Origin of the sequence: Novosphingobium sp. EMRT-2 (assembly GCF_005145025.1) — a bacterium.
In the GTDB taxonomy this organism is placed as follows: Bacteria; Pseudomonadota; Alphaproteobacteria; order Sphingomonadales; family Sphingomonadaceae; genus Novosphingobium.
On sequence record NZ_CP039697.1, the window covers coordinates 310533 to 325939 of the forward strand.

Consider the following 15407-nt stretch of genomic DNA (forward strand, 5'->3'; position numbering starts at 1 on the left):
GATCCTTGCTGAAGGTCTGGAATGGAGGTGCTCACGGGAAACCGGCGGGGGCGTCGAGGCCCAGCAGCACGCGGCCGGCATTCTGCCAGGTGCCGTCCGAGAGGAACGCGTGCTGGGGCACGACCATCGCGTCCTGCAGGTGGCGGGCGATGGGGTGGTTCGTGGCGATGCCGGTAGTGCCGCTCAGGCGATAGACCGCCTGCGCCACGTCGGCGCCCACCCGCGCCGCCTGCGTCGAGGCAAGGCGGAGCAGGGCGCGTGTTTCGATGCTGAGATCGTCGCCGGCGACCAGCGTATCGTAGGCTTCCTCGGTGATCTCGTAGAAGAACGCCCGCGCGGAGCGCAGCGCGGCTTCGGCCTTGGCCACGTCGGTCTGCAGATAGGCCCGGTCCGCCAACGTGGGCGCCCCGGTGATCGAGGTGCGCCCGCCCGCCATCTCGATCAGGCAATCGAGCGCGCCGCGCGCGGTGCCGAGCGCAACCACGGACAGCACCTGCGCCGCCAGCGGCATCGAGGGATAGCGGTAGAGCGGCGTATCGAGGCTCGAAGCGCCGCCGCGCACGAACGTCCATTCCTCCGGCACGACCACCTTGTCGACCACCATGTCATGGCTGCCGGTGCCCTTGAGGCCGTTGACGTCCCAGTTGCGCTCGATCGTGACCTTGTCCGCCGGCATCACCGCGATCAGCGGAAGCCCCGCATAAGGGCCGCTGTTCGCGCCGTTTTCGACCTTGATGCCCACGCCGATCAGGTCCGCCCCGGTCGAGCCGCTGCCCCACGACCAGCGGCCGGAGACTTCCAGCCCGCCATCGACTGGCACGGCGCGCTGCGGCGGATAGATACCGCCGGCAAAGATCACGTCCGGCCCGTTGGCATACATCTTTTCGAGCGTCGGCAGCGGCAGCGCCGACAGATAGACCGCCGAAAAGCCGAAGCTCGCGACCCAGCCCGACGAGCCATCGACCTGGCTGATCGTTTCGATCAGGCGCAGGAAGCTCGCGGGCGACATCTCGTCGCCGCCGAAGCGCTTTGCCACCATGGCGCGATAGAGGCCGGCCTCGCGCATCAGGCGGACCACGTCCGCGCTGACCTGCTGGTTTTCGGAAAACGTCTCGCGCTGTTCGCGCACCGCGAGCAAGAGGCGGTCCAGCGCGTTTACGTCCTTGCGGACATCGAGTGCCACGTTCATCAGGGCTGCTCCTCTCGTTGCAGATAGGTTGGAATGTCCAGCGACGGCGCCAGCGCGCGGGCCACGGCACACAGCGCGGCATCCCCGCCGATGCGGCCAACCAGCTGGACGCCGATCGGAAGGCCGGCCAGCGTCGCCACGGGGATCGACAGCGCGGGATGGCCGGACAGGTTGAACTGCCGCACCAGCGCGGTCAGCTTGAGCATCGCGGCCGCGTCGGCGGCTTCGTCGAGCGTCGGCACGAATACCGGCATGGTCGGGAGCACCAGCGCGTCGACACCTTCCAGCGCGGCATCGACTTCGGCCCGGAACCGCGCGCGCACGTCCTCCGCCCTCGCCAGATCGTCAGCCGTCACCTTGCTGGCGTTGAGCAGGCGCTGGCGCACGTCCTCACCCATGTCTGGCGATACCGTAAGCGAACCGAACGCCGCCCAAGTTTCCGCGCCAATGATGGCGATGTTGGCGGCGAACGCGTCATCCATGCCCGGCAGCACAACCTCGGAAATGGGCGCGCCGGTGCCGGCCATCGCCGCGTCGAAAGCATGCGCGACCGCCGGATCGGCGGCGCAGGAGACGCGCCCCAGCCGGATGGCCGACGGCGTTTTCTCAGGCTGGAACGTGGGATCGATGATCGCCATCGCCCGCTCCAGCATCGCCACGCTGCCGGCAAACGGCCCGACGCAATCAAGCGAGGAGACCGCCGGGTGCGCGCCCTGCCGGCTGACCCGTCCGAACGTGGGCTTGAGGCCGAACACGCCGCAGCAGGCGGCCGGCGTGCGGATCGATCCGCCGGTGTCGGTGCCCAGCGCGAAATCGCACAGCCCGGCCGCGACCGCCGCGGCCGAACCGCTGGAGGAACCGCCAGGGACGTGGCCGGGATACAAAGGATTGGCGGGCGTCCCGGTCCAGCCGTTTACGCCGGTCACGCCATAGGCCAGCTCGTGCATGTTGGCCTTGCCGATGATCCGGCAACCGGCATCGAGCACGGCCTGCACCACATCGGCATGGCGCGCGGCGGCTGGGGCATCCGCCAGCGCGGCGCTGCCGCCCCGCGTGGGATAGCCGGCGATGTCAAGCGAATCCTTGACCGCGACCCGCAGTCCGTCGCCGCCAAGCGACATCGCCTGAATGATGATGGCGTCCGCCATGTCCGTCGGTTTCTCCCCGTTATGACGAAGAGCTTACCCTAGATACTTGAATATTCAAGTATCATAATATGCTTTATATTCAGCGCTATAATGAAAAGGGAGTGGCCCACACGAATCGTCGTGCCGATGTGCCGGTATCCTCCCCCGCGACCGGCGGATAGGACGCGCCAGGCCGGACGAGCGCCTCGCGGGCAGGCCTAGGCGCCTGCCCGGAAACGCCGCCCGACACTCGCGAAGTCGGACGCGCGAACCGTCCGCACCCATTGGGCAAGGCGGACGGAGCGTGGCAGTTCCAGACCAAGATCGACCAGCAGTTCGTCGACATGGTGGATCGAGAACGGCACGATATTGGTGCCCTTGCAATGGCGTCCGCCGGTGCGCGCATCCATCCACGCCAGCCGGCGGTCGATATCGGCACCCTGCGCCGCATCATCGGGCAGGGTGAGCCGGCCGGTCAGCAGCGCGGCGATCCAGATCGCGCCCATTTCGGCGTTGAGCTGGCAGAAGAACGACGAATTGTAGCCGTTGAACAACAGGCGCGGCACGCCCAGGGGCACCATCGAGCGGTACAGGCGGAAATTGCCCTGACGGTCGGTCACCCTGGCGCGCGTCGCATCGGGCAGGAAATCGACGCGCTGATGCCAGCCCGTGCCGCAGATCACCAGATCGGCGGGCAGGTCGCGGCCGTTGGAGAGCATCGCGCGGCCGGGCGCCAAAAGGACGATCTCGGCATCGCGCTCGAACCCGAGCTGGCCTCTGGCCACCTTGTCGTAGAAGCCATCGCTGACGAGGCTGACCGTGCTGCGCGCGATGGTTTCCAGCGGCGTTCCGGGGTCCAGCCCGATCCGCTTGAGGCCAAGCTGGCGGCCGATCACGCCCTGCACCGTGGCCAGCAAGGCATTGCGGATGAATTTTCCGGCCCCGAGCAGGCCGGAGCCGTGCAGGAACGCCTCGAACCCCTTGAGCTCCATCCACGGAAAAAGCCCCTCGCCCAGCCGATTTAGGAACAGGTGCTTGAAATTGAGGACATTGCCGATGCGCTTGGGTATCTTCCAGATCAGATGGCGCACCACCATCGTGGTGCTGGCGCTGCGCGGGGCGATGGCGTTGGCGACATCGCACGAAGACTTGCCGTAGCCCACCACCAGCACGTGGCGGCCGCTGGCCTGCGCGGGATCGGTGAACTGGCTGGTATGCAGCACCCGCCCCCCGGCCGCCTCGAACGCGTCCGTACCCGGAAACGGCGGCACCGCAGGGATCGAAAAGATGCCGTTGCACAGGATCAGCCAGTCGAACGCCTGTTCCGTCTCGCCGCCGGGGCCGGCGAGTTTCAGGGTCCAGCCCGGCGCATCCGCGCGTTCGCACGTCGCCAGGACCGTGTGTGAAAAGCGGATGCGCGGCGTTACTCCGAAATGATCGGCATAGCTCGCCAGATAGGCCTGCATCTGCGCGCCGGACGGCCATTCCGGATAGTCATCAGGCATCGGCCAGTCGGAAAAGGCGTAAGTCTCGCGCGGGTTCTGCGTGGTCAGGCCCGGATAGCGGCGCGAGGACGACCACACCCCGCCAAGATCCGGCTCCTTTTCGAACACCGTCACCTCGAACCCAAGCGCGGCCAGCGTCTTGGCGGTGCATAGCCCGGCAATGCCCGCACCCACGATCGCGATTGTTCCTGCCATCCTGTCTATCCCCTATGCGACAGGACATCGGGTAGGGTTTCGAGGCGCGGGCGGCCTATGCGCCCAGTGCGTGGATTGTGCGCGGGCGGCAGCATTTGCACGGCGCGCCTGCGCCGCCAGCGGCAAACGCATGCAAAGTCGCACTAGGCGCACATTGCGTGCGGCCCCTGAATATTCCCCCGCCCCAACCCGTGACGAGATGCACCCCACTCCGTCGACCGAACGGATCAAGCGATCTTCCATGATCTCTGGGGGGAAAAATGACTGCTCTGTCCAATGGCCCGCGCCTTGCGGGATTGCTCGTATCGCTTTCCGCGTCCGTTGCCCTGCCCGGCATCGCCATGGCGCAGATGACCGCACCCGCCACCGAAAGCGCGTCATCGACCGATCCGCTAGCCGGCGATATCGTCGTCACGGCCCGCAAGCGCGAGGAAAGCGCGCAATCGGTCCCGCTGGCCATCTCCGCCTTCTCGGGCGCGGCGATCGAGGCGCGCGGCGTGCAGAAGATAGATGGCCTGGCCAGCTTCACCCCGAACATGACCTTGCAGAACAACCCCAGCTTCGGCGGTGCGGGATCGTCGGCGGCGATCTACATTCGCGGGATCGGGCAGAAGGAATTCCTGCCTACCACCGAACCCGGCGTGGGCGTCTATGTCGATGGCGTCTATGTCGCCCGTTCGGTCGGTGCACTGCTCGATCTGGTCGACGTCGAACGTGTCGAGATCCTGCGCGGGCCGCAAGGCACGCTGTTCGGCCGCAATACCATCGGCGGAGCGATCAGCATCACCACGAAAAAGCCGGATGAAACGCCATCGGGCAACCTGCAAGTCACGACCGGCCGCTTCAGCCGCATCGACGTGAAGGCGAGCGCCAACATCCCGCTTTCGGACACGCTGTTCTCCAAGGTCACCGTCGCCACCTTCAACCGCGATGGCTACGTCAGGCACCTCGTCGATGGCCGCGAGCTGGGCGATGTCGGCACGCTGACCGGCCGGTTCGACCTGCGCTGGAAGCCAAGCAGCACCTTCGAGGTCAATCTTGCGGTGGAAGGCACGCGCGATCGCACCAACGGCCCGGCCTTCGTGCTTTCGGGCGTCACGTACAAGTCCGCTATCTTCAACCCGCAGAACCTGCCGATGCTGCCACCCGGCAGCCCCGCCACGGCGGGCGCCTATGTGCTGAATCCGCCGTTCGATGCGCCCACCGACAACTTCACGCTGCTGCACAACTATTTCGCCACGCTGCTGGGCGGGCAGCCGTGCTTCGCGTTCGCGCCCTACAGCCCACAAGGCAATGCCGCGGCCTGCTTCAGCAACCGCTTCATCGTGGGCGACGGCGCCGATGCCGGCACCGGCCCGCAATATGCGAGAAACGACCTGTGGGGCGCGCAGGCCGTGATCGATTGGGATCTCGGCCCGGTGCAACTGAAGTCGATCACCGCCTATCGTCACGTCAGCGGCGACTATGCCCGCGACGGCGATCATTCGCCGTTCACGATCCTGCACCTGGCGGACATCCTCAAGCAGCACCAGTTCAGCCAGGAACTGCAGGTGCTGGGCAATACCGCGGACGACAAGCTGAAATACGTGGTAGGCCTCTATTACTTCAACGAGAACGGCAACAATATCAATAATCTGGACTTTACGCCGGTGACCTTCCGGTCGGGCGGCAAGTTCGCCACGAAAAGCTATGCCGCGTTTGGGCAGGCGACCTGGACACCGATCCCGCTGATCGATCTGACGTTCGGTTTGCGCTACACCAAGGACAAGAAGTCGTTCCTTCCCGATCAGGAAATCCTGGTGGACAAGACCGGCGGCGCGCTGATCGCGGCCAGCCCGAACACCCCGCAGACGCGCGTGCTGCCCTATGTCACCGCCTATCGCAACGAGGATGCGGTAACGCCCAGCGCCAATATCGCGTTCCATGTGGCGGACAACGTGCTGGCCTATGCCTCGTTCTCCAAAGGGTTCAAGAGCGGCGGCTTCGTCCAGCGCGTGTTCCCGCCGCAGGCGAACATTCCCCAGTTCGGCGCAGAAAAGGCCACAGCCTATGAAATCGGCTTCAAGTCGAAGCTGTTCAACCGCCGCCTGACGCTGAACGGCGCGCTGTTCCTGACCAAGTACGATGAATTGCAGGTGCAGGTCTTCACCGGCATCGCGCCGGTCACCAAGAACGCGGCTTCGGCCGAAATCAAGGGGCTGGAACTGGAGGGCCGCCTCGACGCTGGGGCCGGCTGGTTCCTGGAAGGCAGCCTTGGCTATCTGCACCCCCGGTTCACCGCGATCGATCCCGCCGCCGCCGAAATCACGCTGGCGTCAAAGTTCGAACGCGTTTCCAACTGGAGCCTGAGCGGCGCCGTCTCCAAGAGCGTGGAACTCGCAAACGGCGGCAACGTCCGTGCGCGGATCGACTGGTCGTACCGTTCGGGCGCCTACATGGACGCGCTCAATTCGCCCGAACTCTACCAGCCGAGCTACAGCCTGTTCAACGCCAACGTGACCTACACTTTCCCCGGCGAAAAGGTTTCGGTCTTCGCGGGCGTGACCAACCTGACCGACAAGCAGTACCTTCAGACCGGGGTCTATGGCGCATCGTTCGGGCTCTACGAAAAGCTTTACGCACGGCCGCGCGAATGGTCGGCCGGCCTCAAGTGGTCGTTCTGACCATGGCGCGGTACGAAGAACTGGCGGGCCGCACCGCCATCATCGCCGGGGGCGCCACCCTGATCGGGGTGGCGGTCGCCCGCGCCTTCCTCGCGCAAGGTGTGCGGGCGGTCATCGCGGATATCGACCGCACAGGCGGCGAGCGCGCCGAAGCCGATCTCGGTTCCGAGGCCCTGTTCGTCGAAACCGACGTCACGTCCGATACGGCGATCGACGCCTGTATCGCCAGCGCGATCGCCCGGTTCGGGCGGCTGGACTTCCTCGTCAACGTGACGACCTCCTACCTCGACGACGGGCTGGCGACGAAGCGCGAGACCTGGCTCAAGGCGCTCGACATCGGCCTGGTCGGTGGCGCGATGTTCGCGCAACGGGCGCAGGAACACCTTGCCGCCCACGGCGGCGCGATCGTCAACTTTTCCAGCGTCAGTGGCCATCGCGCGCAAAAGGGGCGCTTCGTCTATCCGGCGATCAAGGCCGCCGTGGCGCAGCTTACGCGCAGCCAGGCGCTGGATTTCGCGCGCCGTGGCGTGCGCGTCAATGCGGTGACGCCGGCCTGGACGTGGTCCAACGCCATCCTTGCCATGAGCGCGGACGATCGGGCGAAAGCCGATGCAGTAGGCGGGGTGTTCCACATGCCCGGCCGGATCGCCGACGCGGCGGAAGTGGCGGACGTGGTCGTCTTCCTCTGCTCGGACGCGGCGCGCTTCATGAACGGCGCGGAAGTGGCCGTGGATGGCGGTTATCTGGCGCTGGGGCCGGAACAGCGCGACGATCCGATCGCCCGGCTCATGACAGCATAATCGCCGGTCCGTGCCGCGCCTGGCCTATCGGTGACATGTCAACGCGGAAAGCAGCCTCCGGGCGCAGGATTCAGGGGTTCGCGCCCCATCCCTGCCCATTGACTCTCCAGGGTGCCCGTATGATCCTGACTGTCAAAACAGGGAGCAAAATCACGGGGGGAACAGTGGGCAGCGGTTCCATGCCAGGCCTTGGCGGCCAGATTGCCATGATGACGGGCGGCAATGCCTGCGAGACATTGCCGGGCTTTGCCGTCTTTGCATCCAACAGCCTCAGCGAAGTGCGCGAGCACATCGCGCGGACCTATTGCCCGCACCACCTCTCGGTGGCGCGACGCGGCGAACGGCTCGACGCCTGGCTCAACCACAAGCGCCTGAACGACATCGGCATCGGCGCGATGACCTATGGCGCGGAAGTATCGATCGAGGGGATCGAGGACGAGGATATGCTGCTGCTGATGCAGCCGCTCGCGGGGGCGGCCGAGGTCGGCACGCGCCGGGGGACCGTCCTGAGCACTCCGGCGATCGCTTCGGTCGTCAACACGCGCGATCTCAAACGGATGCACTGGTCCGCCGACTGCACGCAGCGCGTGGTCCAGATCAGCAACCGGGCGCTCGATCACCACGCCACGATGATGATCGGCCGTCCGCTCAGCCGCGAACTCGAATTCGCGCAGGAGATGCCGGTCAATGCCGGCAACGCGCACTGGTGGCACTATGCGTCGCTGCTCAGCATGGAACTTTCCGCCGCATCGGGAAGCGAAAGCCGCGCGGTGCTTGGAAGCCTCGAAACGCTGCTGATCCTGAAACTGCTGGAAAGCCACCCCAACAACTATTCGGAGCATCTGCGCCCGCAACCGTGCAAGATCGCGCCGCACCACGTCCGCCGCGTGGAGCAGTTCATTATCGCACACGCCGCCGAGCCGGTGACGCTGGACCAGTTGGTCGATGTTAGCGGCGTCAGCGCCCGCGCGCTGTTCGACGGCTTCCGCCGCTTTCGCGGCACCTCGCCAATGGCTTTCCTCAAAGCGGTGCGGCTGGAGCGCGCGCGGGACGATCTGCGCCAGGCAGAGCCGGGCACATCGGTCACGTCCGTCGCCTGCAAATGGGGCTTTTACCAGTTCGGCCGCTTTTCCGCGCAGTATCGCAAGATGTTCGGCGAGCTGCCTTCGGAAACGCTGCGCAACCTCAACTGAGGAAATCGAGCAGCGCGGCGTTGAACGCCGCAGATTGTTCGATGTTCGACAGGTGCGCGGCATCGAGCGTGACCAATTGCGATCCGGCGATGCGGGCGGCAAGGACTTCGCCATCGGCGGGAGGCGTGGCCGGGTCGCTCGCGCCGGCGATCACCAGCGTCGGCAGGTCGATCAGGCCGATCACCGGGCGCATGTCCATGTCGCGGATCGCGGCGCAGCATCCAGCGTAGCCCGCGGGCGATGTCGCCAGCAGCCCCTCGCGCACCGGCGCGATGCTGTCAGGCGCGGCGGCGCGGAACTCAGGCGTGAACCAGCGTTCGAGAAGGGCCGAGGTCATCACCGCCATGCCGTTCTCCAGCACGCTGGCAATGCGTGCCTGCCACCCCGAAGGCGGCCCCATGTAAGCGGCGGTGTTGGCCAGCACGAGCCGGTCGAACCGATCGGGCGCATGAACGCCGAGCCACTGGCCGGTCATCCCGCCGAGCGACAGCCCGCAGAAGTGCGCGCGCGCGATGCCCAGCGCATCCATCAGGTCGAGCACGTCGCGGCCCAGCCGGTCCAGCCCGTAAGCGCCGGCCGGTACGCTGGAATGCCCATGGCCGCGCGTGTCATAGCGCAGCACCCGGAAGCTGGCGGACAGTGCCGCCACCTGCGGCGCCCACATCTCCAGCGCGGTGCCGAGCGAGTTGGACAGGATGACGACCGGCGCATCGGCAGCCCCTAGCTCCGGCCCGTCTTTAGGGCCGTCCATGCGCCAGGCGATGGCGCAGCCATCACCCGCCATCGCCCTTCCCGATTCGATCATGCGGGAACCGCAGGAGCGCGATGGCGCGCCATCAGTTCAGTTTCCGCGGTGTCGGTCGCCGCGTGCAGCACGAAATCGAACGCGATTTCGCTGAACGGGCCGTTGAGGTTCTCGGCGTGAATCGCTTCCGGTTCCTCGCGACGCACGATCTCCGGGATGAGATCGTCGTGCGTGGCGAAAGCGAAATCGTCGTGCAGATAGGGGTCGCCGTTGATGTTGATCTGCGTGGTCAGATGGCGATAGCCGGGCGCGGACACGAAGAAGTGGATATGCGCCGGACGGTTGCCGTGGCGACCGATCGCCGACAGGAGGCGATCCGTGCCGCCCTGCGGCGGCACCGAATAGCCCGACGGCACGATGCTGCGGAACTTGTAGCTGCCGTCGGTCCCGGTCTCGATGCGGCGGCGGTTGTTGTATGCGGTCTGCGAAGGGTCGAACACCGAATAGCCGCCCTTGGTATTGGCGTGCCACACGTCGACGATCGCGCCGGCCACCGGCTTGCCATCGAGATCGAACACGCGCCCATGCATGATCAGCGTCTCGCCCGTGTCGGTGCCATCGTCCAGCCGCGCGAAGCTCTTGGCCAGCGGCGCGCCAGGCACGTAGAGCGGCCCCTCGATCGTGCGCGGCGTGCCGCCCGCGATGCCGGCGGCCTTGTCGGCCCGGTCCATGCGGATGTCGAGGAAGTGATCGAAGCCGAGACCCGGCGCAATCAGCCCGAATTCCGGGGCGGCTTCCTGCAGGAAGTGCAGCGCATGCCAGAATTCCTCGGCGGTCACGTCGAAATCGTCGATGGTGGTGAACAGGTCTGACACGATGCGCCGCACGATCGCCTTGGTGCGCGCGTCACCGCCGGCCTGGTCCACGCCGGCAATGCGGTCGAGGTAGCTCTGCACGCCGGATTCCTGCACGAGTTGTGATGCCATGAAACCTCTCCTTGAGCTTGCGCGACCTCAGCGGTCGTCACTGTGAATGGACGAAGGGTGGCGGCACAGCGCCGTCACCGTGATGTCCATGAACGGGAACAGCGGCAGGCCGGTGAGGATGGCATGAAGCTCCTCGTTGCTGGCCACGTCGAAGATGCTGGTGTTGGCGTAGGCGCCGACGTGCCGCCACAGGTGCCGCCACGTGCCAGCCCGTTGCAGGTCTTCGGCCCGCGCCTTTTCCTCGGCCTTGAGTCGGTCGAATTCGGCCGGATCGAGATGCGCCGGCACCTTGACGAGCATTTCTACCTGAAAGAGCATGATTACCTCGCGGCCTGGTTGAGCATGACCACGGTGCGTTGCGGCGCATCGCGGCGGAAGCGGCTGACCTTGTCCTCGTCAAGCTCGATCCCGAGCCCCGGCCCCGTGGGCACGGTCAGCGCGAAATCGGCGTATTCGAGCGGCGTGGCGAGGATTTCCTCGGTCTGCAGCAGCGGCCCGAACAATTCGGTGCCCCATGCCAGCGTGGCGAACGTCGAACAGAGGTGCGCCGCCGCCGCCGTGCCCACGCTGCCTTCCAGCATCGTGCCGCCGTAGAGGCCGATATGCGCCGCCTCCGCGATCGCCGCGACCTTTGCCGCCGCGATCAGCCCGCCGGCCTGCGCCGCCTTGATCGAGAAGGCATCGCCGGCGCGGATCGCGGCAAGATCGAAAGCGTCGTGCGTGCCGCGCAAGGCCTCGTCCGCCATGATCGCCAGGGGAGCGCTGGCGGCAAGGCGCGCCATGCCGGCCCGGTCGGCCCGCGGCAACGGCTGTTCGATCAGATCGATCCCCGCATCCGCCAGCATCCGCGCGCCCTTGCGTGCGGTCTGTTCGTCCCACGCCTGGTTCACGTCCACCCGCACCGAGGCGCTGGCGCCCAGCGCCCGCTTGATCGCGCCGGCATGGGCGACGTCATCGGCCAGGGGGCGCTTGCCGATCTTGAGCTTGAACACGTTGTGCCGCCGCGCCGCGATCATCGCTTCGGCTTCGGCGATATCCTTCGCGGTATCGCCGCTGGCCAGCGTCCACAATACCGGCAGGCGATCGTGCTGCCGACCACCCAACAGATCAGAGAGCGGCACGCCGGCACGCCGCGCAACGCAATCGAGCAGCGCCGTCTCCACCGCGTTCTTGGCGAAGTGGTTGCCCACGACGTTCTGCCGCAGCCGCGTCATCAGTGCGGCCGGCATCGCGGAATCCGCGCCGACCAACAGCGGCGCGAAATAGGTATCGATGGTGAGCTTGATGCTTTCCGGGCTTTCGTCGCCATAGGCAAGCCCGCCGATCGTCGTCCCTTCGCCGAGCCCGGACACGCCATCGGAACAGAGCACGCGCACGAGCACCATCGACTGGCGGCTGATCGAGGTCATCGACAGCACGTGGGGGCGGATCGTCGGGACATCGACGATCCAGGTATCGATTGCGTCTATAGTCGCCAAAGGCCGATTCCCTTCCCAACCGCCATATATATTGCGGCTCTTGTATTGACTCCACCCGCGTTCGTGAAAGATCGTCTCGGTCCGAAGCGATACCTTTTGGATATGATATGGAACTGAGGCACCTTCGCTATTTCGTTGCCGTGGCCAACGAACAGAACTTCACGCGCGCGGCGGAAGTGCTCAACGTGGCGCAGCCGCCGCTGAGCCGGCAGATCCGGCAGCTGGAGGAGGAAATCGGCGCCGACCTGTTCAACCGTGATTCCCGGCCCGTGCGGCTGACCGAGGCCGGACGGCTGCTTTACGAACATGCCGTGCCGCTGCTGGCGGGCGTCGACCAGCTGCGCGACATGATGCGCCGCTTCACCGGGCACGGGCAGCGGCGGTTCGTGATCGGTTTCGTCGGTTCCATCCTGTTCGGCCCGCTGCCCGAAGTGATCCGCCTGTTCCGCGATCGCGCCACCAACGTCGAGGTCTCCGTCCTCGAATGCACCACGACCGAGCAGATCGCGGCGCTGAAGGAAGGGCGCATCGACGCCGGCTTTGGCCGGCTGCGATTCGAGGACCCGGCCATCCGCCGGATCGTACTGTCCGAAGAGACGCTGCTGGCGGCAGTTGCGGCCGACCACCCCCTCGCTCTGGCGCAACGCCCGGTCCATCTGGCGGACCTGATCGGCGATACCTTGATCGCTTATCCGCGCCCGGCCCGCCCGAGTTATGCGGACCAGGTCTTTAGCATTTTTCATGATGCCGGCCTGCAACCAAGCGGCGTGCAGGAAGTACGCGAACTCCAGACCGCGATCGGCCTGGTTGCCGCCCACGCCGGCTTCACCATCGTTCCGGAATCGGTGCAGCGCTTCCGGCGCGACGATGTGGCCTATCTGCCCATCGCCGACAGCACCGCACGGTCGCCAATCATGATGATTCATCGCATGGGCGACGTGTCCGCCGAACTGGCGGAACTGATCGCGATCAGCCGCGATGTGCACGGAATGCACGGCGACTAGCCTCCCCTTACGCGCATGGCACCAGGCGCCCGGAGTGATGGAAACACGGCGCATCTCGCTGGAATCCCTCGGTTCCGGCGCCGCCGGCTCGCTTTCCGATGACCTGGTGCAGCGGCCTCGAGCCACGCGTTTCAAACCACCTCGAGCACTCTTGATTACCAAGAGAATGCAATATATACCCACGGGTAGCTACAAAGCGCCGTAAGAACGGCGAGGCAATTTGGGGGAGTTCCGATGAAGCTTGGGTTGCGAGCAATTTGCCATGCACCGCTGGGCATCGCGCTGCTGTTTCCGGCAGCCGCCGTGGCTCAGGCCGCCGAGGATGGTTCGCCGGCCACGCCGTCCGCCGCGGAAATCATCGTAACCGCAACCAAGCAGAATACCACCCTGGGCAGAGTGGCGGCGGCAGTCAGCGCCATTACCGCGGCCGACATTGGCCCCGGCGGCGTGCAGAACATCGGCGACCTTCAGGTTGTCGTGCCGAACGTCTCGATCGGCGACCAGTTCGGCGTCAACCGCACCTTCATTCGCGGCGTGGGCCTCAACAACTTCGACGTCGGCGGCGAAGGCGCCGTCGCCTTCCTGCAGAACGGCGCGATCCTCGCCCGCCCGGCACAGCAGTTGAGCGGGTTTTTCGACCTGGGCCAGATCGAGGTTCTGCGCGGACCGCAATCGATCCTCTACGGCCGGGGCGCGACCGCGGGCGCGATCAATCTCGTGACGGCGATGCCAACCGAAAAGCTCGACGGCTACCTGCGCGCAACCTACGGCAACTATGACTCGAAGGTGATCGAAGCCGCCGTGGGTGGTCCGCTTTCGGGCGACAAACTGCTCGTGCGCCTGGCCGGCAAGTATGAAAAGCGTGATGGCTACGGCGTCAATCTGTTCACCGGAAAGCCGGTGGACGATCGCGATGCCTATTCGCTGCGCGGCACTATCGTTGCCAAACTCGCGTATAACTTCAAGGCAACCATCGTCGGCGATCATTTCCACGAAGACGACAACAATTACGCGTTCCACTACTTCGGGCCGTCGGTCATTCCCGAAGCCGCGGTATTCCACAACCTGATCGGCGGGAAATCGATTTTCGACTATTACGCGGCCCGCAATCAGAAGCCCAACCTGCGTAATATCTATTCCGACGAGGAAGCGATCAACAAGCGCAAGGGCTATGGCATCACCGGCACGCTGGACTGGGATCTGGGCGCGACGACGGTAAAGTCCATTACCGCCTATCGCACGTTCGATCGCTTCCAGCGGGACGATCTTGACGTCTCGGACGTCAATCTTGCCGGGCAGAATAACTACGTCGAAAAGAGCCGCGCCTTCAGCCAGGAAGTGACGGTGAATTACCAGGGCAACGGCTTCTCGCTGCTTGGTGGCGCGATGTATTTCCACGAAAAGCTCACCGGGCAAGTGCTGGTGCCGACCGTCAATCTGGGCGTGCTGTTCGGCCTTCCGGCCAACACCTTCGACAACGGCGCCTATGAACAGAACGGCACCGTCAAGATCGATGCCGTGGGCGTCTATCTGCAGGGCGCGGTCGACATCAGCCCCACGCTGAAGCTGACCGCCGGCGCGCGCTACAACTACGAACACCGCAACGGCGTGGGCTATTTCCGCTTCGACGCTCTGGGCGTGAACATTCCGACCGACAAGGCCAAGGGCTGGTCGTCCGTGACGCCCAAGGTGCTGCTCGAATTCAAGCCGAGCGACACCTCGCTGCTCTACGCCAGCGTCACCAAGGGCTTCAAGTCGGGCGTGATCAACATCGGCAGCACCGATGCGGCGATCAACCCGGAAACGGTGTGGAGCTACGAAGCGGGCTTCAAGCAGAAGCTGGCGGACAACCGCCTGCTGCTGAGCGGCGCGGTGTTCTATTACGATTACAAGGATCTTCAGGTCAGCTTCGTCAACGCCAACTCGATCGTGCAGACGATCAACGCGGCGACCGCGCGCAACTATGGCGGCGAGCTGGAGCTGGAAGGCCGGGTTACGCGCAATTTCCGGATCAACCTTTCGGCGTCCTACCTCAACGCCCAGTTCACCAAGTTCTGCAACGCCTATTACGGGGCTGGCTTCCCCGCGCGTCCCGGCATTTCCTACGCGCCGTGCCCAACCGATCCGGGCCTTGTCGACCTGAGCGGCAAGCGCCTGCCGAACGCGCCGCGCTTTACGTTCGGCGGCGGGTTCAACTGGGACATTCCGCTTGGCAACGACAGCCGTCTGGCGGTGAACGGCGACATCAAGTGGCAGTCGAAAGTGTACTTCACCGAATTCAACAACCGCGACGCCGAACAGGGCGCCTATGCCATGGCGAACGCGGGCCTGACCTGGCATTCGCCGAACGATCGCTATTCGATCGGCGCGTGGGTGAAGAACCTGACCAACAAGTTCGTCATCTCGAACAACATCATCACGGCGGCGACCTTCGCCTACGTCCGCGTCGGTTCGGTCATGCCGCCCCGCACCTACGGAGTGACCGCCGCTTTCAATTTCTGACGGAAATCGGACCGGAGGCG

Annotated in this window: 12 protein-coding genes; 5 read left to right on the top strand and 7 right to left on the bottom strand. The window is 65.4% G+C overall.

What is annotated here, in order from left to right; all coding sequences use genetic code 11:
- Positions 1 to 31 precede the first annotated feature (31 nt).
- From FA702_RS19525 to FA702_RS19535, 3 genes are all read right to left on the bottom strand, one after another.
- Positions 32 to 1189 carry an acyl-CoA dehydrogenase family protein gene (locus FA702_RS19525; RefSeq protein WP_136957770.1) on the bottom strand — a complete coding sequence of 386 codons (1158 nt, stop codon included), beginning with the start codon at positions 1187 to 1189 and terminating at the stop codon, positions 32 to 34.
- Entirely contained in the window at positions 1189 to 2337 is a 1149-nt protein-coding gene (locus FA702_RS19530; protein ID WP_136957771.1) for an amidase, read from the bottom strand. Before FA702_RS19530 ends, FA702_RS19525 begins: the two co-directional genes overlap by 1 nt.
- Before the next feature lie 197 nt (positions 2338 to 2534).
- Positions 2535 to 4016: an NAD(P)/FAD-dependent oxidoreductase gene (locus tag FA702_RS19535; protein WP_136957772.1), complete on the bottom strand. Its 1482-nt coding sequence runs from the start codon at positions 4014 to 4016 to the stop codon at positions 2535 to 2537.
- Positions 4017 to 4276: 260 nt separating this feature from the next.
- Between FA702_RS19535 and FA702_RS19540 the strand changes: the two genes are divergently transcribed.
- The 3 genes from FA702_RS19540 (at position 4277) to FA702_RS19550 (ending at position 8672) form a co-directional block, all read left to right on the top strand.
- Entirely contained in the window at positions 4277 to 6679 is a 2403-nt protein-coding gene (locus tag FA702_RS19540) for a TonB-dependent receptor (RefSeq protein ID WP_136957773.1), read from the top strand.
- Between the two features lie 2 nt (positions 6680 to 6681).
- Complete coding sequence (locus tag FA702_RS19545; RefSeq protein ID WP_136957774.1) at positions 6682 to 7479, top strand: SDR family oxidoreductase; 798 nt, start codon at positions 6682 to 6684, stop codon at positions 7477 to 7479.
- A gap of 179 nt (positions 7480 to 7658) precedes the next feature.
- The gene (locus FA702_RS19550) at positions 7659 to 8672 is read left to right on the top strand and encodes an AraC family transcriptional regulator (protein ID WP_255504903.1); all 1014 of its coding nucleotides are present in this window, start codon (positions 7659 to 7661) and stop codon (positions 8670 to 8672) included.
- Here FA702_RS19550 and pcaD read toward each other — a convergent pair.
- From pcaD to FA702_RS19570, 4 genes are read right to left on the bottom strand one after another with little or no spacing between them, the layout of a single operon-like run.
- Positions 8665 to 9477 carry a 3-oxoadipate enol-lactonase gene (pcaD, locus tag FA702_RS19555; protein WP_136957775.1) on the bottom strand — a complete coding sequence of 271 codons (813 nt, stop codon included), beginning with the start codon at positions 9475 to 9477 and terminating at the stop codon, positions 8665 to 8667. The genes FA702_RS19550 and pcaD overlap by 8 nt on opposite strands.
- On the bottom strand, positions 9474 to 10403 hold the full coding sequence (gene catA / locus FA702_RS19560) for a catechol 1,2-dioxygenase (protein WP_136957776.1): 930 nt from the start codon (positions 10401 to 10403) through the stop codon (positions 9474 to 9476). Before catA ends, pcaD begins: the two co-directional genes overlap by 4 nt.
- Positions 10404 to 10430: 27 nt before the next feature.
- Positions 10431 to 10721 (bottom strand): muconolactone Delta-isomerase, encoded by a 291-nt coding sequence (catC, locus tag FA702_RS19565; RefSeq protein ID WP_124808560.1) that lies wholly within the window; start codon positions 10719 to 10721, stop codon positions 10431 to 10433.
- Between the two features lie 2 nt (positions 10722 to 10723).
- A complete protein-coding gene (locus FA702_RS19570; protein WP_136957777.1) occupies positions 10724 to 11881 on the bottom strand; it encodes a muconate/chloromuconate family cycloisomerase in 1158 nt (385 codons plus the stop codon).
- 107 nt (positions 11882 to 11988) lie between these two features.
- Here FA702_RS19570 and FA702_RS19575 point away from each other — a divergent pair, with 107 nt between their 5' ends.
- Entirely contained in the window at positions 11989 to 12885 is an 897-nt protein-coding gene (locus tag FA702_RS19575) for a LysR family transcriptional regulator (protein ID WP_136957778.1), read from the top strand.
- Positions 12886 to 13119: 234 nt separating this feature from the next.
- On the top strand, positions 13120 to 15387 hold the full coding sequence (locus FA702_RS19580; protein WP_136957779.1) for a TonB-dependent receptor: 2268 nt from the start codon (positions 13120 to 13122) through the stop codon (positions 15385 to 15387).
- The last annotated feature ends 20 nt before the right edge of the window (positions 15388 to 15407 follow it).

Coding starts and splice junctions, on each gene's coding strand:
- FA702_RS19525 (WP_136957770.1), bottom strand. CDS start 1,189: ATGAACGTGGCACTCGATGTCCGCAAGGACGTAAACGCGCTGGACCGC.
- FA702_RS19530 (WP_136957771.1), bottom strand. CDS start 2,337: ATGGCGGACGCCATCATCATTCAGGCGATGTCGCTTGGCGGCGACGGA.
- FA702_RS19535 (WP_136957772.1), bottom strand. CDS start 4,016: ATGGCAGGAACAATCGCGATCGTGGGTGCGGGCATTGCCGGGCTATGC.
- FA702_RS19540 (WP_136957773.1), top strand. CDS start 4,277: ATGACTGCTCTGTCCAATGGCCCGCGCCTTGCGGGATTGCTCGTATCG.
- FA702_RS19545 (WP_136957774.1), top strand. CDS start 6,682: ATGGCGCGGTACGAAGAACTGGCGGGCCGCACCGCCATCATCGCCGGG.
- FA702_RS19550 (WP_255504903.1), top strand. CDS start 7,659: ATGCCAGGCCTTGGCGGCCAGATTGCCATGATGACGGGCGGCAATGCC.
- pcaD (WP_136957775.1), bottom strand. CDS start 9,477: ATGATCGAATCGGGAAGGGCGATGGCGGGTGATGGCTGCGCCATCGCC.
- catA (WP_136957776.1), bottom strand. CDS start 10,403: ATGGCATCACAACTCGTGCAGGAATCCGGCGTGCAGAGCTACCTCGAC.
- catC (WP_124808560.1), bottom strand. CDS start 10,721: ATGCTCTTTCAGGTAGAAATGCTCGTCAAGGTGCCGGCGCATCTCGAT.
- FA702_RS19575 (WP_136957778.1), top strand. CDS start 11,989: ATGGAACTGAGGCACCTTCGCTATTTCGTTGCCGTGGCCAACGAACAG.
- FA702_RS19580 (WP_136957779.1), top strand. CDS start 13,120: ATGAAGCTTGGGTTGCGAGCAATTTGCCATGCACCGCTGGGCATCGCG.